The sequence below is a fragment of the Actinomadura geliboluensis genome, assembly GCF_005889745.1.
Lineage (GTDB): Bacteria > Actinomycetota > Actinomycetes > Streptosporangiales > Streptosporangiaceae > Spirillospora > Spirillospora geliboluensis.
In genome coordinates, this window is the sequence record NZ_VCKZ01000131.1 from 1 (window position 1) to 20,608 (window position 20,608).

Annotated in this window: 19 protein-coding genes and 2 pseudogenes; 18 read left to right on the plus strand and 3 right to left on the minus strand. The window is 71.2% G+C overall.

Going from position 1 to position 20,608, the window contains the following annotated elements; genetic code table 11:
- Positions 1-66: 66 nt before the first annotated feature.
- Positions 67-567, minus strand: coding sequence for a DUF4240 domain-containing protein (locus tag ETD96_RS18955; RefSeq protein ID WP_138637798.1), 501 nt, complete (start codon positions 565-567; stop codon positions 67-69).
- Positions 568-640: 73 nt separating this feature from the next.
- Positions 641-2,242 (minus strand): steroid-24-oyl-CoA synthetase, encoded by a 1,602-nt coding sequence (casG, locus tag ETD96_RS18960; protein WP_138637799.1) that lies wholly within the window; start codon positions 2,240-2,242, stop codon positions 641-643.
- Positions 2,243-2,492: 250 nt separating this feature from the next.
- Here casG and ETD96_RS18965 point away from each other — a divergent pair, with 250 nt between their 5' ends.
- The 14 genes from ETD96_RS18965 to ETD96_RS19030 all read left to right on the plus strand — a co-directional run bounded on the left by ETD96_RS18965 (position 2,493) and on the right by ETD96_RS19030 (position 17,612).
- Positions 2,493-3,254: an SDR family NAD(P)-dependent oxidoreductase gene (locus ETD96_RS18965; protein ID WP_138637800.1), complete on the plus strand. Its 762-nt coding sequence runs from the start codon at positions 2,493-2,495 to the stop codon at positions 3,252-3,254.
- A gap of 245 nt (positions 3,255-3,499) precedes the next feature.
- On the plus strand, positions 3,500-4,909 hold the full coding sequence (locus ETD96_RS18970) for an ABC transporter substrate-binding protein (RefSeq protein WP_138637801.1): 1,410 nt from the start codon (positions 3,500-3,502) through the stop codon (positions 4,907-4,909).
- Positions 4,910-4,951: 42 nt separating this feature from the next.
- Positions 4,952-7,162 (plus strand): branched-chain amino acid ABC transporter permease, encoded by a 2,211-nt coding sequence (locus ETD96_RS18975; protein ID WP_138637802.1) that lies wholly within the window; start codon positions 4,952-4,954, stop codon positions 7,160-7,162.
- Positions 7,155-7,919: an ABC transporter ATP-binding protein gene (locus tag ETD96_RS18980; RefSeq protein WP_138637803.1), complete on the plus strand. Its 765-nt coding sequence runs from the start codon at positions 7,155-7,157 to the stop codon at positions 7,917-7,919. The genes ETD96_RS18975 and ETD96_RS18980 overlap by 8 nt, the downstream gene beginning before the upstream one ends.
- Complete coding sequence (locus tag ETD96_RS18985; RefSeq protein ID WP_138637804.1) at positions 7,912-8,661, plus strand: ABC transporter ATP-binding protein; 750 nt, start codon at positions 7,912-7,914, stop codon at positions 8,659-8,661. Before ETD96_RS18980 ends, ETD96_RS18985 begins: the two co-directional genes overlap by 8 nt.
- A 6-nt stretch (positions 8,662-8,667) precedes the next feature.
- On the plus strand, positions 8,668-9,021 hold the full coding sequence (locus ETD96_RS18990) for a hypothetical protein (RefSeq protein ID WP_138637805.1): 354 nt from the start codon (positions 8,668-8,670) through the stop codon (positions 9,019-9,021).
- 89 nt (positions 9,022-9,110) lie between these two features.
- Positions 9,111-10,310: an NADH:flavin oxidoreductase gene (locus tag ETD96_RS18995; RefSeq protein WP_138637806.1), complete on the plus strand. Its 1,200-nt coding sequence runs from the start codon at positions 9,111-9,113 to the stop codon at positions 10,308-10,310.
- On the plus strand, positions 10,303-11,958 hold the full coding sequence (casI, locus tag ETD96_RS19000) for a steroid-22-oyl-CoA synthetase (protein ID WP_138637807.1): 1,656 nt from the start codon (positions 10,303-10,305) through the stop codon (positions 11,956-11,958). The genes ETD96_RS18995 and casI overlap by 8 nt, the downstream gene beginning before the upstream one ends.
- Before the next feature lie 31 nt (positions 11,959-11,989).
- Positions 11,990-13,153, plus strand: coding sequence for an acyl-CoA dehydrogenase family protein (locus tag ETD96_RS19005; RefSeq protein ID WP_138637808.1), 1,164 nt, complete (start codon positions 11,990-11,992; stop codon positions 13,151-13,153).
- Positions 13,150-14,133, plus strand: coding sequence for a bifunctional MaoC family dehydratase N-terminal/OB-fold nucleic acid binding domain-containing protein (locus tag ETD96_RS19010; protein ID WP_138637809.1), 984 nt, complete (start codon positions 13,150-13,152; stop codon positions 14,131-14,133). The genes ETD96_RS19005 and ETD96_RS19010 overlap by 4 nt, the downstream gene beginning before the upstream one ends.
- A complete protein-coding gene (locus tag ETD96_RS19015; protein WP_138637810.1) occupies positions 14,133-15,209 on the plus strand; it encodes an acyl-CoA dehydrogenase family protein in 1,077 nt (358 codons plus the stop codon). Before ETD96_RS19010 ends, ETD96_RS19015 begins: the two co-directional genes overlap by 1 nt.
- Positions 15,206-15,652: a MaoC family dehydratase gene (locus tag ETD96_RS19020; RefSeq protein ID WP_240807857.1), complete on the plus strand. Its 447-nt coding sequence runs from the start codon at positions 15,206-15,208 to the stop codon at positions 15,650-15,652. Before ETD96_RS19015 ends, ETD96_RS19020 begins: the two co-directional genes overlap by 4 nt.
- A complete protein-coding gene (locus ETD96_RS19025) occupies positions 15,649-16,824 on the plus strand; it encodes a lipid-transfer protein (RefSeq protein WP_138637811.1) in 1,176 nt (391 codons plus the stop codon). Before ETD96_RS19020 ends, ETD96_RS19025 begins: the two co-directional genes overlap by 4 nt.
- Complete coding sequence (locus tag ETD96_RS19030) at positions 16,821-17,612, plus strand: MaoC/PaaZ C-terminal domain-containing protein (protein WP_138637812.1); 792 nt, start codon at positions 16,821-16,823, stop codon at positions 17,610-17,612. Before ETD96_RS19025 ends, ETD96_RS19030 begins: the two co-directional genes overlap by 4 nt.
- A gap of 139 nt (positions 17,613-17,751) precedes the next feature.
- Here ETD96_RS19030 and ETD96_RS19035 read toward each other — a convergent pair whose 3' ends face one another.
- Complete coding sequence (locus tag ETD96_RS19035; RefSeq protein WP_338072571.1) at positions 17,752-17,991, minus strand: ATP-binding protein; 240 nt, start codon at positions 17,989-17,991, stop codon at positions 17,752-17,754.
- Between the two features lie 74 nt (positions 17,992-18,065).
- On the opposite strand from ETD96_RS19035, the pseudogene ETD96_RS48150 reads away from it, so the two are divergent.
- The 4 genes and pseudogenes from ETD96_RS48150 to ETD96_RS19050 all read left to right on the plus strand — a co-directional run.
- Positions 18,066-18,269, plus strand: a pseudogene (locus ETD96_RS48150) (helix-turn-helix domain-containing protein); the annotation flags it as partial.
- Positions 18,266-18,606, plus strand: a pseudogene (locus ETD96_RS48155) (Scr1 family TA system antitoxin-like transcriptional regulator); the annotation flags it as partial. The pseudogenes ETD96_RS48150 and ETD96_RS48155, both read left to right, overlap by 4 nt.
- A complete protein-coding gene (locus ETD96_RS47925) occupies positions 18,534-18,740 on the plus strand; it encodes a DUF397 domain-containing protein (protein WP_338072570.1) in 207 nt (68 codons plus the stop codon). The pseudogene ETD96_RS48155 and the gene ETD96_RS47925, both read left to right, overlap by 73 nt.
- A 565-nt stretch (positions 18,741-19,305) precedes the next feature.
- Positions 19,306-20,608 (plus strand): HNH endonuclease signature motif containing protein (locus ETD96_RS19050; RefSeq protein ID WP_138637816.1); only part of this gene is annotated, 1,303 nt, incomplete at its 3' end.

Consider the following 20,608-nt stretch of genomic DNA (forward strand, 5'->3'; position numbering starts at 1 on the left):
ACCCTGACCCGGCCCAACGGCGTTCCGCCGGCCGGGCCGCGCAGTCAGTGCTCGCGCGTTACTCCGTCAGTCTTGCCAGCCCTCGGGGTTCGTACAGGACTCGCGGGAGATGCCGGAGCCGGTGTCGGGGAAGTCGCCGAAGCGCTCCCGGTGCACGTGCGCGAACAGGTAGCACATCGACTCGCAGCCGGCGTCCTCGACGGCGATCCGCGGGTCGGCGGCGACGGCGGTGTAGAACTCGCGGCCCAGCGCGAGGATGAAGCCGCGCGCGTACAGGAAGCCGTCGTCGGACCCGTCCGTGACCTCGTGGACGTCGCGGCGGTCGATGGCGTGGAGCAGGCGCTCCGCCACCCGGTCGAGGTCGGTCAGCTCCGCCGCGCCGAGGTCGCGGGCGAGCCCGCGGAGGTTGTCGACGAACCCGTTGAGGGCCTTGTCGACCGCCGTGAACTCCGGCATCTCGTAGCCGGCCGACTCCGGGTCGCGGGTGGCGAGCGCCGTGCGCGCCGCGTCGACGCCCAGCGGCGCCCACGCCGCCTCGATCAGGTCCCAGAACCGCTGTTCGTCCACGTCGTCCTCCTTGGCTCGGTGGCCCGCATTCGACCAGCCGCCTCCGACAGAACGCCCGGTGGACGGGGAGCGCTCAGGAGATCTCCTCCTCGACCCGCTTGCGGAGGACCTTCCCGGTCGCGTTGCGGGGGAGCGGGTCCGAGGTGATGTGCCAGCGGGACGGGACCTTGAAGTAGGCGAGCCGCTCCCTGGCGAACGCCGCCAGGTCCTCGACCGCGGGGGGCGTGCCGCCGCACACGACGACCGCCGCGACCTCCTGGCCGAGGTCCGGGTGCGCGACGCCGATGACGATGCACTCCGAGACGCCCGGGTACTCGGCGAGGACGTTCTCGACCTCGGTCGGGTAGACGTTCTCGCCGCCGCGGATGATCAGGTCGGAGCGGCGGGTGGTGAGCCGCAGCCGGCCGTCGTCGATCCTGCCGAAGTCGCCGGTGCGCAGCCAGCGGTCGCCGTCGATGGCGCCGGCGGTGGCCTCCGGGTCCCGCCAGTAGCCGATCATGTTGTAGGCGCTGCGGGCGCAGACCTCGCCCTCGGTGCCGTCCGGGACGGGCTTGCCCTCGGCGTCGCGGATCTCCAGCTGGACGCCGATGTTCGGGGTGCCGAGCGTGCCCGGCGCCTCCGCGAGGTCCATCGGGGTGGCGACGGAGATGGCGGTGCACGACTCCGTCAGCCCGTAGCTGTCGACGAGGGCGCCGCGCGCCGGCGGGAACACCGACTGGAGCCGCTCCTTGAACGCGGGCGACGACGGCGCCGAGGCCAGCGCGAACGCGGTCAGCGACGACAGGTCGTACTTCGACAGGTCGCCGTGCTCCATCATCCGGTGCGCCATCGTGGGGACGGCGCCCCAGTTCGTGACCTTCTCCTTCTCGACGAGGCTGAGCACCTTGTCCACGTCGAAGCCGCCCATGTGCATGACCACGGCGGTGCCGGTGGCGAGCCGCGGGACGGCCAGGTTGTGCAGGGACGCGATGTGGAAGAGCGGCAGCGCGAGCAGGTAGCGGCGGGCCGAGGGGTCGATGCCGAACAGGCCCATCAGGGCGTCGTTGTAGCGGTGGTACTCGATCACCGAGGTCAGGTTGCGGTGCGAGTGGACGGCGCCCTTCGGGCGGCCCGACGTGCCGCTCGTGTAGAGGATGACCGCCGGGTCGTCCTCGGCGACCTCGGGCACGTCGAGTTCGGCGCCGGGGTAGCGCGCCATCAGCGACGGGACGTCCTTCTCGATCGTCAGCACGTCCTCGGAGATCAGCGCGGCCCGCTTCTCGTCGGCGATCACGATCTTCGGGTCGGTGTGGCCGAGCGCGTACTCGATCTCGGCCGGCGCCCACCAGGCGTTGTAGCCGACGGCGACCGCGCCGGCGGCGATCGCCGCCCAGAACGACACGATCCACTCGGGGGAGTTGGCCGCGTTGATCGCGATCCGGTCGCCCGGCCGGACGCCGAGGTCGTCGCGCAGCGCCTTCGCCATGGACGCGACGGCGGCGGCGTGCTCGGCGAAGGACAGCCGGCGGGACGCGGTGACGAGGTAGTCGCGATCGCCGTGGGCGGCCGAGCGGGCGAGCACCTCGCCGAGGCTGCGGGCGCGGCCGGCGAACACGGGCAGCCGGGTGCCGAGCACCTCCTCCTCGCGCAGTTCGAACTCGCCGCCGGGACCGGTCAGCTTCGCGATGCCGTCCATCGAACCCCCTCCTCCTCGCCGGGACGGCCCATTGTGGGCTGCGGCACACCGGCTCCACCAGGGCATTCCGCTCAGCGGGACGGTCACGGACCGTTCCAGACCGAACTCATTCCCGCTCAGCGGGACTGGAGCTTTTACGTGCGCCGCGTCACATCACCATGACCGCACCAGGACTGAGCAGACCGGACCGGCCGGGCACGACCCCGGCGGACCGGGCTGGGCGCGCAAGCAGGACTGAGCGGGAGAACCAATGGGAAGCCTCAGCGACAAGGTCGCGATCGTGACCGGAGCGGGACAGGGCGTCGGGCAGGGCATAGCGCTCGCGCTGGCGTCGGAGGGCGCGGCGGTCGCCGTGCTCGGCCGCACCGCGGCCAAACTGGACGCGACCTGCGGGCTGATCCGGGAACGCGGCGCGAAGGCGGAGCCCTTCGTGTGCGACGTCGCGGACACCGAGGCGATCCCCGGGGTGGTGGAGCGGGTCGCCGGCGCGTTGGGCGGCGTCGACATCCTGGTCAACAACGCCTACGCGGGGTCCTACGGCCCGCTGCTGGAGATGAGCGACGCCAAGTTCCAGAAGGGCTTCGTCACCGGCCCGTTCGCGGCGTTCGCGTTCATGAAGGCGTGCCACCCGCACATGAAGGCGCGCGGCGGCGGCAGCATCGTCAACCTGGTCACGTCGGCCATGGTCCGGTGGGACCCGGCCACGTACGGCGCCTACGCGGCGGCCAAGCAGGCCCTCCGCTCGCTGACCCGGACGGCCGCGGCCGAATGGGGCCCGGACGGCATCCGCGCCAACAACATCGCCCCGCACGCCCTGTCGCCGGGGCTGAAGTGGTGGGCCGAGAACAACCCCGAGGCGGCCGAGGAGTTCCGCAAGACGATCCCGCTCGGCTACATCGGCGACTGCGAGGACGACATCGGCAAGGCCGTGGTCGCGCTCGTCCAGCCGGCGATGCGCTACCTGACCGGTGCGACGATCCCGCTGGACGGCGGCCAGGCCAACTTCGGCTGACTCAGGGGTCCGGACGGAGCCGTCCGGACCTCCCACAAGACACCCGCCGCACCTCACCGCGGCTGAACGCACGCCACAACACCGGTAACTCCCTCTGACGCCCGGCCATGCCGCGGTGCGGCAGTGACGCAGCGCCGCAGAGCCCCAGTGCCGCCGGGCCGGATCCCCCTACCCGAGAACCACGTCCCCCGCCTGCCCGAAACACCACTTGCCGCCCCGGCGGCCGGTGAAAGGAGTACGACCGAATGAAGGTCGACAAGATCGGGCGCCTCGCCGCAGGCGCCCTCGCGGTGGCGCTCGTGACCGCGTCCTGTTCCAGCGAGCGCTCGGGCACCGACGGGGTGTCCGGCGGCGACTCCGGCGGCGCGACCGCCGCCGCGAGCAAGACGTTCGGGACGCTGGCGTCCCCGTGCGGCCCCGGCGACGCCAAGGGCAAGACCGACCAGGGCGTCAGCGACGACGCGATCACCATCGGCTTCGGCGACGACCGCGGCTTCGCGTCCGCGCCGGGCCTCTCCAAGGAGATGGGCGACGCCGTCTCCGCGATGATCGACTGGTGCAACCAGCAGGGCGGCATCAACGGGCGCAAGATCAAGGGCAACCAGTACGACGCCGCCTACGCGCAGTCCGCGAAGGTGATGCAGGAGTCCTGCAAGCAGGACTTCATGCTCGTCGGGCAGGGCTTCGCGATGGACGAGGCCGCCGAGCAGTACCGGGTGGCGTGCAAGCTGCCGACGGTCGCCGGCTACACCGTCGGCCCGAACGCCGCGATGGGCCCGATGAAGTACGAGGCCGTCCCGTACCCGGTCGACATGATGAACATCGGCGGGCTCCGGCTCGCCGAGAAGCAGTTCCCCGACTTCAAGGAGAAGACGGACCTGCTGCTGTCGACGTCCCCGGCCGTCAGCACCGGCACCGGCAAGATCGCCGGCGCGATGAAGGAGATCGGCGTCAAGCCGCTGGAGTGCGGCGTCCGGCTGAACGACGCGGGCGAGAGCAGCTACATGCCGTTCGCCGAGAAGATCAAGAAGTGCGGGGCGGGCTACCTGTGGTCGTCCGACTCGCCCGACCCCGGCCAGTTCAGCCTGCTGGAGTCGATCGAGCGGGCGGGCGCCGAGCCGAAGTACGTGTTCGAGGCGACCTGGTACAGCACGATGGTGTCGAAGTGGAACACCTCGGGCGCCGGTGACAACCTGCACGTCGGCATGATCTTCCAGCCGTTCGAGAACGCGGAGAAGGTCCCCGCGGTCAAGCAGTACATGGACGTCGTCAACGCCAAGCAGGGCAAGGTCGCGCTGCTCGGCATGCAGGCCACCTCCGCGTTCCTGCTGTGGGCGCAGTCCGCGCAGAAGTGCGGCTCCGACCTCACCCGGCAGTGCGTGATCAACGAGCTGTCGAAGGTGCACGAGTGGACGGGCGGCGGCCTGCACGCGCCGACCGACCCGGGCAACAACAAGCCGGCGTCCTGCTCGCTGATGGTCAAGCTCAACAAGACCAAGTACGAGCAGGTCTACCCGAAGAACGTGGGCGAGTTCGAGTGCGGCCCCGAGTTCGTCGTCAAGACCGACCCGAAGGCGTCGGGCGTCCAGCTGAACGGCGACCGGATCTCGACGAAGTTCCTGAACGACGACGTCATCAAGCCCCAGTCCTCCTGATCCGAACCCGCCGGAGGCGGTGACCCACATGGCGGTGAGCAAGTGACGACGTTCCTGACCTACACGATCCTGGGGCTGGTCCTCGGGTCGGTGTACTCCATCGCGGCATCGGGGCTCGTACTGACGTACAACACCTCGGGCATCTTCAACTTCGCCCACGGCGCGCAGGCGATGTTCGGCACGTTCCTGTACTGGCACTTCACCGAGCGGTGGGGCTGGCCGGTATGGCTCGCGCTGGTCGTCGTGATCGGGGTGGTCGGTCCCGCGATGGGCGCCGCGCTGCACGCCGCGATCATGAAGGGGCTGCGCGGCACCGCCGACGTCACGAAGATCATCGTGACGGTGGCGGTGCTGCTCGGCACCGTCTACCTGGCGCAGTGGATCTGGAATCCGGACGAGGCCCACACCGTCGACATGTTCTTCGGCGCGGGCTCGAAGATCACGGTCGGCGGCGTGGTGGTCCGCTACCACGAGATCGTCTGCCTGGTCGCCGCCGTGGCGATCGCCGCCGGGCTGCGGGTGCTGTTCACCCGCAGCCGGATCGGCGTCGTCATGCGCGGCTCGGTCGACGACCCGGACCTGCTCCGGCTGAACGGCCACGACCCCGAGCGCGCCGCGATGCTGTCGTGGGCGCTCGGCTCCACCCTCGCCGTGCTCGCCGGTGTGCTGATCGTCCCGATCAGCGGTGGCGGCCTGGACGCGAACATGCTGACGCTGCTGGTGATCGACGCGTTCGCGGCGGCGATGTTCGGCCGGCTCCGCAGCATCCCCCGCACCTTCGTGGGCGCGATGGTGCTCGGCCTGGCCGCCAACTACGTGCTCGCCTACCTGCCGTCGGCGGGCACGTTCACCGGCAACCTGCGCGTCTCGCTGCCGATGATCCTGCTGTTCGTGGTGCTGGTGGTGCTGCCCCAGGACCGGCTGCGCGGGGCCGCGATCCGGACCCGCGAGCGGTACCGGGTGCCGACCGTCCGGGGCGCGGCCGTGTGGGGCCTCGTGCTCGTCGCGGTCGTGTACCTCTACAGCCTGCTGCTGTCGGACGGCGCCGTCACCACGTTCGCGCTCGGCATGACGTTCGCGATCATCGCGCTGTCGCTGACCGTCCTCACCGGCTACGCGGGCGAGCTGAACCTCGCGCCGCTGGCGTTCGGCGCGGTCGGGACGGTGGTGGCGTTCCACGCCGGAGTGGTCGGCACCGGCCTGGACGCCCGGATGAACATCCAGGGCGTGCTGCTGGCCGTCGTCGCGGCGGCGGTCGTCGGCGGGCTCGTCGCGCTGCCTGCGCTGCGGCTGCGCGGCCTCTACCTGGCGCTCGCCACGATGGCGTTCGGCGAGTTCCTCTCGAACATGGTGCTGCGCGACACCACGCAGCACGAGCTGTTCGGAGTGAAGTTCACGCTGTTCCCGGACGGGTCGCTGATCGTCCCGCCGCTGAAGGTCGGCCCGCTCGACCTGCGGGACGGGACGACGTCGCTGATGACGGCGACCGTGCTGTTCGCGCTGATCGCCGTCGGGCTCGCCGCGCTGCGCAACAGCGGGTACGGGCGGCGGCTCGCGGCGATGAAGGACAGCCCGGCGGCGTCGGCGATGCTCGGGCAGAACCTGGTCCGGCTGAAGCTGAGCGTCTTCATGATCTCCGCGGCGATCGCGGGGCTCGGCGGCGTGCTGATGTCGGCGGCGACCGGCACCGTCGCGCAGGAGAACTTCTCCTTCGTCGGCAGCCTCGCGCTGCTGATGCTCGTCGTGGTCGCCGGCATCGGCTACCTCAGCGGCGCGCTGCTCGGGGGGCTGATGGCGGGCGTCGGCTCGGCCGTCCTCGTGTCGACGTTCGGCGACCTGGCCTTGGAGAACGAGGGCATGGCGACGATCTACACGGCGCTCGGCCACCTCGTCCTCGTCGGGACGGCGCTGGTCGGGATGGGCGTCGGCCGCAACCCGAGCGGCTTCGTCCACGACATCATCGACGGCTACCGCGCGACGCGGGACGCCAAGCCCGTCCTGTACGGGGCGGGGGCGTTCGGCGCCGTCCTCTACGTCCTCGCGCTCACCGGCGTCATCGGGACGTGGCTGTTCGCGATCATCGCGCTCTGCGCCGTCATGCTGCTGCCGGTCTTCGGCCGCATGTACCTGGACGAGGGGCGGCGCAACCGTCCGACGCCGCTGGAACTCCTCGGCGTGGACGAGCCCTACACCGACGAACTGCGCGCGCGCGTCGACCGCGAACTCGGCCTGAAGGGAGGGGTCCATGCCTGACACGACGTCAGAGCCCGCAGCGGCGCTGCTGGAGACGCGGAACATCACCGTCCGGTTCGGCGGCAACACCGCCGTCGACGACGTCGGCCTCATGATGGCCGGCGGGCAGATCACCGGGCTGATCGGCCCGAACGGCGCCGGCAAGACCACGATGTTCAACACCATCACGGGCCTGCAGAAGCCCGCGTCCGGCCAGGTGCTCCTGGACGGCGACGACATCACCAAGCTGTCCCCGGCCAAGCGCGCGCGGCGCGGCATGGCGCGGACGTTCCAGCGCCTGGAGCTGTTCCTGTCGCTCTCGGTGCGCGACAACGTCCGCGTCGCGGGCGACATCCTGCGCAGCCACAGCCGCAAGCGCTTCGACCTGGACGAGCAGACCGACAAGGTCCTCGAACGGACCGGGCTCACCGACATCGCCGACCGCGATGTGTCCGACATCCCGATCGGACGGGCCCGCGTCGTGGAGGTGGCGCGCGCGCTGATGAGCTCACCGCGCGTCCTGCTGCTGGACGAGCCCGCGTCCGGCCAGACCGAGCGCGAGACGGACGCGTTCGCCGAGATGCTCACCGGCCTCGCCGGGGAGGGCCTCGCGATCTGCCTGGTCGAGCACGACCTGCCGCTCGTGATGAGGCTGTGCGCCACGATCCACGTCCTCGACTACGGCGCGCTGATCGCGTCCGGCACCCCGGCGGAGATCAAGGAGTCGCCGGAGGTCATCGCCGCCTACATCGGCACGGAGGAGGCGTCCCATGCCTGAGTCGAAGGTGGTCCCCGAGCCGCGGGCGGCGGCCGAGGCGGACGCCGAGCCGCTGCTCGAACTGGCCGGGGTCCGCGCGGGCTACGGCGCGATCGAGGTGCTGCACGGCGTCGACCTGGCGCTGAAGCCCGGGTCGCTGCTGGCGCTGCTCGGCCCGAACGGCGGCGGCAAGTCCACCACGATGCGGGTGTGCGCGGGCCTGCACCCCCCGACCGGCGGGGAGCTGCGGTTCGCGGGCCGCAAGGTGAACGGCATCTCCGCGCAGGACGCGGCCCGCCTCGGCGTCTGCTCGATCCCCGAGGGCCGCGGGATCTTCCCGAACCTGACGGTGCGGGAGAACCTGTGGACGGCCACCGGCACCGGCGCGCGGCTGGAGGACCTGGAGGAGAAGGCGTACGCCCGCTTCCCGATCCTCGGGAAGCGCCGCCATCAGCTCGCCGGATCCATGTCCGGCGGCGAGCAGCAGATGCTCGCGCTGTCCCGGGCGCTCGGCACCGATCCGGCGGTGCTGCTGCTCGACGAGCTGTCCATGGGCCTCGCGCCCATGATCGTCACCCGGATGTACGAGACGGTCGCCGAGCTGGTCGAGGGCGGCCTGTCGGTGCTGGTCGCGGAGCAGTTCGCCCGCGCCGTCCTGCCGATCGCCGACACCGCCGCGCTGATGCTGCACGGGCGCGTGGCGGCGGTCGGCCCGCCCGCCGAGATCGAAGACCGGCTGTCCAGCGACTACCTGGGAGGTTGACCCCGAATGCTCACTGAGGAACGACGCAAGCAGTTCAAGGACGACGTGGCCGGCCAGAAGCTGAGGACCGACCAGTCCCGCTTCGACGGCGCCCTGCGCATCGCCGGCGCCCTCGCGATGGTCGCCGGCGTCGTCGGCGCCTTCATCGCCTACAACGTCTCGCTCACCAAGGACGACATGCGGGACGTGGGCTCGCTGCAGACGCTCGCCATCGGGTTCCTGGCGGTGACCGTCCTCGGCGCGGCCCTGTACCTGGCCGCCGCCGTGACCCGCGTCCTGCGGCTGTGGCTGCTGCGGCAGCTGATGGAGCAGCAGGCGCAGGCCGACCAGATCGCCGCCGCGCTCCGCGACCAGGGGTAGCGGGGCAGGTCGACGCTCCCAGTCAGCGGGATGTCCGGAGTGCCCGGACATCCCGCTGATTACCGTCTAGTCCGGATGGAGGACTCTGAATGAACGACCCGAAGCCCGACGTTTTCACCCCGGCCAAGCTCGGCCCGGTCACGTTGCGGAACCGCACGATCAAGGCGGCGACGTACGAGGGCCTGACCAAGGACGGCCAGGTCACCGACGCGCTGATCGACTTCCACGTCCGGCACGCGCGCGGCGGCGTCGGGATGACCACCGTCGCGTACTGCGCGGTCGCGCCGGAGGGGCGCACCGACCGCAGGCAGATCCACTGGCGGGACGAGGCCATGCCCGGCCTCCGCAAGCTGACGGACGCCGTGCACGCCGAGGGGGCCGCCGTCCAGGCGCAGATCGGGCACGCGGGCCCGGTCGCCAACCCCAAGAGCAACAAGCTCCCCGCGCTCGCGCCGAGCCGCCACTTCCACCTGACGACGCAGACCGTCGCGAAGGCCGCCACGCACGGCGACATCGCGCGGGTCGTCGAGGCGCACGCGCGGGCCGGCCGGATGGCGATCGAGGCGGGGTTCGACTCCATCGAGATCCACATGGGGCACAACTACCTGACCAGCTCGTTCCTCAGCCCCAAGGTCAACCACCGCAAGGACGAGTACGGCGGGTCGCTGGCGAACCGGGCCCGGCTGGCGCGCGAGATCGGCCGCGCCGTCCGCGACGCCGTCGGCGACCGCATCGCGGTCACCGCGAAGCTGAACATGGACGACGGCGTGCCCGGCGGCTTCTGGATCGACGAGGCCATCCAGGTCGCGCGGTGGCTGGAGGAGGACGGCTCGGTCGACGCCCTCCAGATGACCGCGGGCAGCTCCCTGCTGAACCCGATGTACCTGTTCAAGGGCGACGCGCCGCTGCACGAGTTCGCGTCCGTGATGAAGCAGCCGACCAAGCTCGGCATCCAGCTGATCGGCAAGCACTTCCTGAAGTCCTACCCGTACGAGGACCTGTACCTGCTGAGGGACGCCCGGCAGATCCGCGCGGCGGTGAAGCTGCCGATGATCCTGCTCGGCGGCGTCACCGACAAGGCGGGCATGGACACCGCGATGGCGGAGGGCTTCCAGTTCGTCGCGATGGCCCGCGCGCTGCTGCGCGAGCCCGACCTGATCAACCGGATCCAGGCGGAGCCCGCGACCGAGTCGCTGTGCATCCACTGCAACAAGTGCATGACCGCGATCTACGGCGGCACGCACTGCGTCCTGTCCACCGAGCCGGCCTGGGGATCCGCGAGTGCGTGACGAGACGATCGCGGCGATGCTGCTGGACCGGGTGGGCGACACCCGGCACGGCCTGCGCAGCCGCGAGCGGACGTGGACGTGGGACGAGGTCGTCCGGGAGAGCGCCGCGCGCGCTTCGCTCGCCCGCGAGCTGCGGCGGGACGGCCCGTTCCACATCGGGGTGCTGCTGGAGAACGTGCCGGAGTACGTCCTGTGGCTGGGCGCGGCGGCGCTCAGCGGCGCGACGATCGTCGGGATCAACTCGACGCGGACCGGCGCCTACCTGGAGCAGGAGGTCCGGCACACCGACCTGCAGCTGCTCGTCACCGACCAGGCCGGGCTGAAGCTCCTGGACGGCCTCGACATCGGCGTCCCCCGCGACCGCTTCGTCCTGATCGACGACGATGACTACGCGGCGCGGGTGGAGGCCCACGCCTGCGAGCCGTGGGTGGACGCGTCCGTCACGCCCGAGACGCAGATCCTGCTGCTGTTCACGTCCGGGACCACGGGCGCGTCGAAGGCGGCGCGCTGCTCGCAGGGCCGCCTCGCCGAGCTGGGCCGCAACAACAGCGCCAAGTACGACATCAAGCGCGACGACATCAGCTACTGCTCGATGCCGCTGTTCCACGGCAACGCGCTGATGGCGCTGTGGGCGCCGTCGCTCGCGGTCGGCGCGACCGTCGTGCTCGCGCCGAAGTTCTCCGCGTCCGGGTTCCTGCCGGACGTCCGGTTCTACGGCGCGACGTTCTTCAACTACGTCGGCAAGGCGATCGGGTACGTCCTCGCCACGCCGGAGCGGCCGGACGACGGCGACAACACGCTCACCCACGGGTTCGGCACCGAGGCGTCCCCCGAGGACAAGGCCGAGTTCCTGCGCCGGTTCGGCGCGCGGCTCGTGGAGGGCTACGGCTCCAGCGAGAGCGCCGGCATGATCAAGCGGGACCCGGCCGCGCCGCCGACCGCGTTCGGCCGCCCCGCCCACGACGGCGTCCGCATCGTCAACCCGGAGACGCGCGAGACGTGCGCCCGCGCCGTCCTGGACGAGCACGGCCGCGTCACCAACGCCGAGGCCGCCGTCGGCGAGATCGTCGACGTGCACGGCGCCGCGAAGTTCGAGGGCTACTACAAGAACCCGGAGGCGGACGCCGAGCGCGTCCGGCACGGCTGGTACTGGACGGGCGACCTCGGCTACATCGACGGGGACGGGTTCCTGTACTTCGGCGGCCGGTCCGGCGACTGGATCCGGGTCGACTCGGAGAACATCTCGGCGCTGCTCACCCAGAACGTCGTCCGCCGCCACCCGAGGATCGTGGACGCGGTCGCGTTCGGCGTCCCCGACCCGCGCTCCGGCGACCAGGTGATGGCCGCGATCGAGATCCCCGAGGGCGTCGCGTTCGAGGACCTCGACCTCCCCGCGTTCCTCGCCGCGCAGGACGACCTCGGCACCAAGGGCGCCCCGCGGTTCGTGCGCGTCTCGCACGCGCTGCCGACGACGGGCTCGGGCAAGCTCAAGAAGAAGGAGCTGCAGCTCGACGGCTGGCGCACCACCGACCCCGTCTACCGGTGGGCGGGCCGCGGCGCCCCCGAGTACGTGCTGATGACCGAGGCGGACAAGGCCGCGCTCCGGGACGAGTTCATCGCCGCCGGACGTGTGCGCTTCCTCCCGTGAACTGTGGCTCCGTAACCGAGAAAGGGCAGGTATGGATCTGCGTGAGTCCGACGCGCATCGTGAACTGCGCGCGGAACTGAGGGCGTACTTCGCGGGCCTGCTGCCCGAGGACGTGCGCCGCCGCGCCGGCGAGCAGGGCGTCGGCGGCGACCGGTTCCGCGAGATCGTCAAGATGCTCGGCAACGACGGCTGGCTCGGCTACGGCTGGCCGACCGAGTACGGCGGGCAGGGCAAGTCGATCGCCGAGCAGTACGTGTTCTTCGACGAGGTGCAGCGGGCCGGGCTGCCGTTCCCGTTCGTCACCGTGAACACGGTCGGCCCGACGCTGATGCGCTTCGGCACGGACGAGCAGAAGAAGAAGTACCTGCCCGGCATCCTGTCCGGCGACATCGTCTTCGCGATCGGCTACACCGAACCCGACGCCGGCACCGACCTCGCGTCGCTGCGCACCAGGGCCGTCCTGGACGGCGACGAGTTCGTCGTCGACGGCAGCAAGGTGTTCACCAGCGGCGCCAACACCGCCGACCACATCTGGCTCGCCGCCCGCACCAACCCGGACGCGCCGAAGCACAAGGGCATCTCGATCCTGATCGTCCCTACCGACGCGGACGGGTTCTCCTGGAGCCCGATCCCGACCGTCGGCGGCATGGTCGTGACCTCGACGTACTACCACGGCGTCCGGGTGCCCGCGTCCTCGGCCGTCGGGGACGTCGACGGCGGCTGGAGCCTCATCACCACCCAGCTCAACCACGAGCGCATCGGCCTCGCCGCCCTCGGCGGCCGGATGATCCGGCTGTGGGAGGACGTCCGGGACTGGGCCCGCGAGAACGGCGTGATCGACCTGCCGTGGGTGCGCGCCGACCTCGCCCGCGCGTACGCGCGGCTGGAGGCGATGCGGCTGATGAACTGGAAGATGACCATGGCGGTCGAGGCCGGGGAGCTCACCGGCGCGCAGGCCGGGGCCACCAAGACGTACGGGACGGAGACGCACATCTTCGTCCAGCGGACGCTGACCGGGGTGCTCGGGGCGGCCGGGCGGATCCGTCCCGAGTCGCCGGGCGCGGTGCTGCACGGGCAGATCGAGCAGCTGTCCCGGCAGGGGATCGTCAACACGTTCGGCGGCGGCGTCAACGAGGTGCTCCGCGACATGGTCGCCGTCCAGGGGCTGGGCCTGCCGAGGGTGAAGCGGTCATGAGCGACTACGCGGTTACGGATGATTACGAGGAGAGGCTGCAAGCCTGGGTCGGCAAGGAGCTGCTGACCCGGCGCTTCGGGCAGGACCCGGTGAACGTCCCGATGATCCGGCACTGGGTCGAGGCCATGGAGGACGGCAACCCGGTCTACCTGGACGAGGACGCCGCCCGCGAGACCGGCCGCGACGGCGTCGTGGCGCCCGCCTCGATGGTGCAGGCGTGGACGATGCGCGGCTACGCGGCGTCCGTCCGCCCCGACCCGGAGCCGACGGGCTCCGACGAGCTGACGGCGCTGCTCGCCGAGGGCGGGTACACCTCCGTCGTCGCCACCGACTCGGAGTTCGAGTTCGTCCGGGAGCTGGTGCCGGGCGACCGCGTCAGCGTCGAGGAGGTCGTGCAGGCGATCTCCCCAGAGAAGAAGACCGGCCTCGGAGCCGGCCGCTTCATCACCACCCTGCGGACCTACCGCGACGCGTCCGGCGAGGTCGTCGCGACGCAGGGGTGGCGGCTGCTGCGCTTCCGCCCCCCGGAGAAGCCCGCCGAGCCGGCGGACGAGGCGAAGCCGAAGGCGCTGCGGCCGCGGCCCGCGATCAACCTGGACAACGCGTTCTGGTTCGAGGCGGCGCGCGAGCACCGGCTCGTCATCCAGCGCTGCGCCGACTGCAAGTCGCTGCGGCACCCGCCCGGCCCCTGCTGCCCGCAGTGCGGCTCGTTCGAGTGGGACACCGTCGAGGCGCAGGGGAACGGCCACGTCTACAGCTACGTGGTCAACCACCACCCGCGCCACCCGGCGTTCGAGTACCCGCTGGTCGTCGCGGTGATCGAGCTGACCGAGGGCACCCGGCTGATCGCGAACATGACCGGGGTCGCGCCGGAGGACGTCGAGGTCGGCATGCCCGTCGTCCTCGACTGGATCGACCCGGACCCCGACCTGTCCCTGCCGGCGTTCCGCCCGGCCGACGCAGACGCTAAGGAGCGCTGATGGACTTCACCCTGGGCGAGGAGCTGGAGGCCGTCCGGGACCTGGCCCGCCAGATCTTCACCGATCAGGCGTCCCAGGCGCGGATCAAGGCCGCGGAGGCGTCCGAGCGCGGCGTGGACGAGAGCCTGTGGGCCGAGCTCGGCGAGACCGGGCTGCTCGGCGTCGCGGTGGCGGAGGACGCGGGCGGGGCCGGGCTCGGCGCCGCCGGGCTGGCCGTCCTGCTGGAGGAGCAGGGCCGCGCCGTCGCGCCCGTCCCGGTCTGGCCGGTCGTCGTCGCCGCGATGACGCTCGCCGCGCACGGGTCGGCGGCGCAGCGGGAGATCCTGCCGCCCGTGCTGGACGGGTCCGTGCGGCTGACGGTCGCGCTGGAGGAGTTCGGGCCGTCCGACCCGGCCGCGCCGCGCTGCGCCGCCGTCCGCGACGGCGACGGGTGGCTGCTGACCGGCACGAAGGCGGTCGTCCCCACCCCGTTCGGGACGAGCCACGTGCTGGTGTCGGCGTCCGCGCCGGACGGCCCCGGGCTGTTCCTGGTCGAGACGTCCGCCGCCGGGACCTCCTGGGTGGCGACCGAGACCACCACGCACGACAAGGCCGGCCACCTCACCCTCGACGGCGTCCCGGCGCAGGCGCTCGGAGAGGGCGCGCTGGCGGAGGCGCTGCGGCTCGCCCGCGTCTCGGTCGCCGCGCTCCAGGTCGGCGTGGCCGAGGGCGCGCTGCGGATGGCCGCCGACTACCTGTCCGGGCGGGAGCAGTTCGGCCGCCCGCTCGCCACGTTCCAGGCCGCGCAGCACCAGCTCGCCGACTGCTACATCGAGATCGACGCGCTCCGCGTCTGCCTCTGGCACGCGGTCTCGCTGATCGGGGCCGGGGAGGACGCCGAGACCGCCGTCCTCACCGCCAAGTGGTGGTCGGACGAGGGCGGGCTGAACGTCGTCCACCGCGTCCAGCACCTGCACGGCGGCATCGGCGTGGACGTCGACTACCCGGTGCACCGCCACTTCCTGTGGGGCAAGCAGCTCGCCGGGACGCTCGGCGGCGCGTCCGCCGACCTCGACCTCCTGGGGGCGGCCCTGTGAGCAAGAACGCTGTGAGCCGCGCCTACGCCGACGTCGCGGTGGGGGAGGAGCTCCCCGAGCTGCGCGTCCCGCTGACCCGCACGATGATCGTCGCGACCGCGCTGGCGAGCCGCGACTACCAGGACGTCCACCACGACCCGTCGCTCGCGGTCGAGCGCGGCTCCAAGGACGTCTTCATGAACATCCTGACGACGAACGGGCTCGTCGACCGGTACGTCACGGGCTGGGCCGGGCCCGCCGCCGTGGTGAAGGCCATCAAGATCCGGCTCGGCGCGCCGAACTACCCGGGCGACACGATGGTCCTGACCGGCACCGTCACCGAGAAGCGGGACGGCGGCCGGGTCGAGATCAAGGTGCGCGGCGTGAACGCGATCGGCCCGCACGTGACCGGCACCGTCGTGGTCCAACTGCCCGTCGTCCAGCTGGAAGGGAGCGGGGCATGAGCGTGCTGCCGGGAGCGGCCGCGATCGCCGGGATCGGCGCCACGGAGTTCTCCAAGGAGTCCGGGCGCAGCGAGCTGCGGCTCGCCTGCGAGGCCGTGCTCGCCGCGATCCTGGACGCGGGCCTCCAGCCGTCCGACGTGGACGGGATGGTGACGTTCACCGCCGACACCAGCTCCGAGATCCACATCGCCCGCAACCTCGGCATCGGCGAGCTGAAGTTCTTCTCCCGCGTCGGGCACGGCGGCGGCGCGGCCTGCGGCACCGTCCAGCAGGCCGCGATGGCCGTCGCGACCGGCGTCGCCGACGCCGTCGTCTGCTACCGGGCGTTCAACGAGCGGTCCGGCACCCGCTACGGCCTCGGCCAGGCGAACCGGCCGATGGACGTCAGCGCCGACAGCGCCGCGTACGCGTGGATGAACCCGTTCGGGCTGTCGACCCCCGCGCAGTGGGTCGCGATGTTCGCCCGCCGCTACATGTACGAGTACGGCGCGACCAGCGAGGACTTCGGCCGCGTCGCCGTCGTCGACCGGGCGCACGCCGCGAAGAACCCGGCCGCGTGGTTCCACGGCCGCCCGATCACGCTGGAGGACCACCAGGCGTCCCGCTGGATCGCCGAACCGCTCCGGCTCCTCGACTGCTGCCAGGAGAGCGACGGCGGCCAGGCGCTGGTGATCGTCTCCGCCGAACGCGCCCGCGACCTGCCGCACCGCCCCGCGCTGATCTGGGGCGCCGCGCAGGGGTCCGGCAACGACCAGCACATGATGACGAGCTACTACCGCTCCGAGATCACCGGCATCCCCGAGATGGGCCTGGTGGGACGGCAGCTGTACGCGCAGTCGCGGCTCACCCCGGCCGACGTCCAGGCCGCGATCCTCTACGACCACTTCACGCCGCTGGTGCTGCCGCAGCTCGAAGAGCTCGGCTTCTGCGCCAAGGGCGAGGCCAAGGACTTCATCGCGGACGGCAACCTCGAACTCGGCGGCCGGCTCCCGTTCAACACCCACGGCGGGCAGCTCGGCGAGGCGTACATCCACGGGATGAACGGCATCGCCGAGGGCGTCCGCCTGGTGCGCGGCACGTCGGTGAACCAGCCGGGCGACGTCCACAACGTCCTGGTCACCGCCGGCACCGGCGTCCCGACCAGCGGCCTGATCCTGGGAGCGGACGCGTGAGCGAATGGCAGGGCAAGGACCTCGGCACCCGGACCGTCACCTATGACGAGACCCGGGCGATCCTCTACGCGCTGGCGGTCGGCGCGGACGCCTCCGACCTCGACCTGGTCTTCGAGGAGCGGCTGCGCGTCCTGCCGACGTTCGCGCTGACCCTCGCCCAGTGGGCCCTGGACGCCCTCGGTGCGGCGGGCGCGTTCGACACCGGGACGGCCGTCCACGGCACCCAGCGCCTTCACGTGCTGAAGGACCTGCCGCGCTCGGGGGCGGTGGAGATGAGCGCCCGCGTCGCGGACGTCTGGGACAAGGGCTCGGCGGCGGTCTTCGACGTGACCGTGGACAGCGAGTACTTCGAGGCGACGTGGTCGGTGTTCGCACCGGGCGCGGGCGGCTTCGGCGGCGACCGAGGCCCATCCGCACGCCGCCGTCCCGAGATGGCCCCCTCCAGCACCTTGGACGTCCGTACGGCCACCAACCAGGCGGCCCTCTACCGCCTGCTGGGCGACCGCCACCACCTGCACATCGACCCGGAGGCGGCGAAGACGGCCGGGATGCCGCGCCCCATCATGCACGGCCTGTGCACGCTGGCGGCGATCACCCTGCCCCTGGCCTCGTCCGTCGGCGCCCACCCAGCCGACCTACGCGAACTAGAGGGCCGCTTCGCCGCCCCCGTCTTCCCGGGCGACGCCCTGCGCGTCGAAACCTGGAAGGACGGCGCCGGGGCGACCCTCTTCGAGGCCGCCGCGGACGACCGCACGGTCATCTCCGCCGGCCTCGCCCGCTTCGCCTGAGCTCACTCCCTGCGGGGGCTCGGCAGCACACCGCGCCCCCGCCTGCCCTCGCTCTCCTGAAACGGGGTCAGCCGGGCATCTGGGCCCAGACGATCTTTCCTTCGCCGGTGGCGGAGGGGCGCGTGCCGGTCTCCTTGGCCTATTCGTAGGCGGAGACGATGGCGAGGCCGCGTCCATTCTCGGCGGTGAGGGACGGCGGGGCCGGGGCCGGTAGGTCGAGGGACGGGTCCCAGCACTCCAGGAGAGGCGTCCCGTCCTCCAGAGCGCAGCGGAGCCGGATCTCCCGGCCGCGCGCCGCCGTGACGGCGTTGGTGACGATCTCGCTCATCACGAGGCCGAGTCGTTGATTACTTCGCGGCTGAATCCCCAGTTCGCGGATTCTGCCCTCACCCTTGGTGTTCGTTTTTTACGCGAAGTGATTTCGAGGTGGCGCGATACACCCGTGGGGGAGCGATGAGTGTTCGAGAGTCGATCGACCCGGCGTCCTCACTATGGGCCTGGCTGGCCTTTGACCTGTGGTTTCATCGCACCCAGCGAGGTCTCTCGCTCGCACAGGCCGCCATGGTCGTCCACGTGACCCGGGCGACCGTATCGAATTGGGGGGCCGGTCGCCTTCGGCCGCGCGATACAGACATGAGGCGGCTCGACCAGGCATGGGAGACCGGCGGTCACTTCGAGAGACTGCACATGTTCGCGTGCGGTGGGCACGACCCGGACTGTTCAAGCGGTACATCCAGTATGAAGAGACCGCAGACGTCCTCAAGATGTACCACGGCCAGACCGTCCCAGCGCTGGCGCAGACGCAGACGTACGCGGAGGCACTCCTCAAGGCCGCGCCGGGCGGAGCGCCGAGGCTGAGGCGGAGAGCAGAGCCCGGACGAAGCGCCAGAAGGTGCTGCAACGTGAGAACCCCCCGTACTTGTGGATACTCATCGATCAGGAGGTGCTCGAAAACGTCGTCGGAGGCCCCGCAGTCATGGCGGAGCATTTGCGCTACCTCATTCGGAATCAGGCGACCGGGTGTGGGTGCGGGACTCCAAGGACCCGGATGGGGAACGGCTGGCGTTCGAGCGTGAGGCGTTCGCCGGGTTGCTGGTCCGGGTGAAGCGCGGAGAGTTCAGCCTCTAGTGTTCATCCGCCATGCGGCGGATGTGGCGCTGGGGTCGATGACCGGAGGTGCATCTGGTCTGCGACGATCCGGCCACCCACGAGACACCGCGGGTCGACGACTGGTCGGGCCCGCCCCCCCGTCCGCCTTGTGGCCTTGTGAAGCCGGCGGTTCGGCAACTCGATGCCGTCGGTGGCGTGGGCGGCCGGGGTAAAGCCGAATTAGCGGGTGTTCTGTTGTTGGTCCCGGTTGCGGTGGTTTTTTACCGGATTAGTGTGGTTGCTGCAGGTGCCCGGTTGCGGTGGCCTCTGCGGGTCGGTGTGGACATTGCGGTCATGGTGGGCTGAAGTCACTTCGGCTGGGCTCGCTGGTGGGGGTGTGGTGGTTCGGCTGCAGGTCGGTGCGTGGCCGCTGACCTCTGACCCGGGGCCTTCGGCCCCGGCAAACCGCAGCCACAGGCGACCGGGACCGGTTTACGGCGCCCGGATGGGCGAAATATTCCCCGATTCGGCCCGGCGGTAAAGACGACAAGATTCTTTATCGAAATCGAGATGATCTTGCGTGACTGTTCGATAACATTGAGTCATGTGTTCGAGCCGAGTCGATGTCGCGTCGATGTCCACCGAGGAGTTGGTGGACGCGGCGGCAGCGATCGCGGCCGAACTCGCCCGCCGCGAGGCGCCCGCCTCGGCGGCCGACTGCCTGGCCCAGGCCGAGACCCTCGCCCGCGCCACCGACCAGCACGAAAGCGCACTGGCCGCTCTGATCGCCCGCGTCGACGCCTCCGGGGAGATGCGCCGGTGGGGACTGCCTTCCACCCTGGCGTGGCTGCGCACCCGGCTGGGCATGCGCGAAGCCCGCGCCAAGGAACGCCTGCACCTGGCCCGCCAGCGCCACCGCCTCCCCGAGGTCACCCGCCGCCTGATCGACGGGGAACTGTCCTACGGATACGCCGCCACCATCAGCGCCGCCGTCGCACGGCTGGACGACACCGATTGCGCCGCCGCCGAACACATCCTCCTCGACCTGGCCGGGCAGGGCTTCTCCGCGGGCAAGGTCGCCGCGTTCGGCAACAAGATCACCGACCTCATCGCCGAACGCGACGGACACGAGCAAGCCCCCGAGGACGTCGCACGCGGCTACGACCGGTCCTGGATCGACTCGACCCGCTCGCTGGACGGCGGCCGCTACATCAAAGGCTGGCTCAACGCCGAAGACGCCGCCACCTGGCACGGCACCCTCGCCCCGCTGGCCAAACCCGCCGGAACCGACGACCACCGCGACCTGTCCGAACGCACCGCCGCCGCACTCACCACGGTGTTGTCAGGTGGGCACAAGGCCACCAAGGTCACCGTCTTCTGCGACCTGGACACCCTCACCGGCGGCACCGCCCCGGCACGCCTCACCGACGGCACCCCCATCCCGGCAGAGCAGGCCCGGCGCATCGCCCTGAACGCCGGAGTCTCACCACTGCTGCTCGGCAAGGGGAACACTCCGCTGTACCTGGGACATCGCGTCCGGTTCGCCACCGCCGCGCAACGCCAGGTCCTGGAGGCCCTGTACGCCACGTGTGCGGTGCAGGGATGCGAAGTGCCCGGGACACTGTGCGAAGTCGACCACGTCCACGGCTGGGCACTCGGCCACAGCCCCACCGACATCGACCAACTCGCACTCACCTGCGGATGGCACAACCGCTTCAAGCACACCAACCCACACCAGATCGCCATCACCCAAGACCACACCGGACGCTACGCCTACCGCGTCCTACCACCCGACGACACACCCACCACCCGCACACCGCCGACGCGGCAACCATCAGCCACCAACCTCTGGACCACCACCACCCACCACGCCCGAGCCCACGAGACCCTAAGACATCTCGTATGCC

What these genes read in the sequence shown, in the direction of transcription:
- ETD96_RS19005 (WP_138637808.1), top strand. Translation starts at nt 11,990, where the DNA reads ATGGATCTGCGTGAGTCCGACGCGCATCGTGAACTGCGCGCGGAACTG.
- ETD96_RS18970 (WP_138637801.1), top strand. Translation starts at nt 3,500, where the DNA reads ATGAAGGTCGACAAGATCGGGCGCCTCGCCGCAGGCGCCCTCGCGGTG.
- ETD96_RS18995 (WP_138637806.1), top strand. Translation starts at nt 9,111, where the DNA reads ATGAACGACCCGAAGCCCGACGTTTTCACCCCGGCCAAGCTCGGCCCG.
- ETD96_RS18985 (WP_138637804.1), top strand. Translation starts at nt 7,912, where the DNA reads ATGCCTGAGTCGAAGGTGGTCCCCGAGCCGCGGGCGGCGGCCGAGGCG.
- ETD96_RS18980 (WP_138637803.1), top strand. Translation starts at nt 7,155, where the DNA reads ATGCCTGACACGACGTCAGAGCCCGCAGCGGCGCTGCTGGAGACGCGG.
- ETD96_RS18965 (WP_138637800.1), top strand. Translation starts at nt 2,493, where the DNA reads ATGGGAAGCCTCAGCGACAAGGTCGCGATCGTGACCGGAGCGGGACAG.
- ETD96_RS19015 (WP_138637810.1), top strand. Translation starts at nt 14,133, where the DNA reads ATGGACTTCACCCTGGGCGAGGAGCTGGAGGCCGTCCGGGACCTGGCC.
- ETD96_RS18990 (WP_138637805.1), top strand. Translation starts at nt 8,668, where the DNA reads ATGCTCACTGAGGAACGACGCAAGCAGTTCAAGGACGACGTGGCCGGC.
- ETD96_RS19010 (WP_138637809.1), top strand. Translation starts at nt 13,150, where the DNA reads ATGAGCGACTACGCGGTTACGGATGATTACGAGGAGAGGCTGCAAGCC.
- casG (WP_138637799.1), bottom strand. Translation starts at nt 2,242, where the DNA reads ATGGACGGCATCGCGAAGCTGACCGGTCCCGGCGGCGAGTTCGAACTG.
- ETD96_RS19025 (WP_138637811.1), top strand. Translation starts at nt 15,649, where the DNA reads ATGAGCGTGCTGCCGGGAGCGGCCGCGATCGCCGGGATCGGCGCCACG.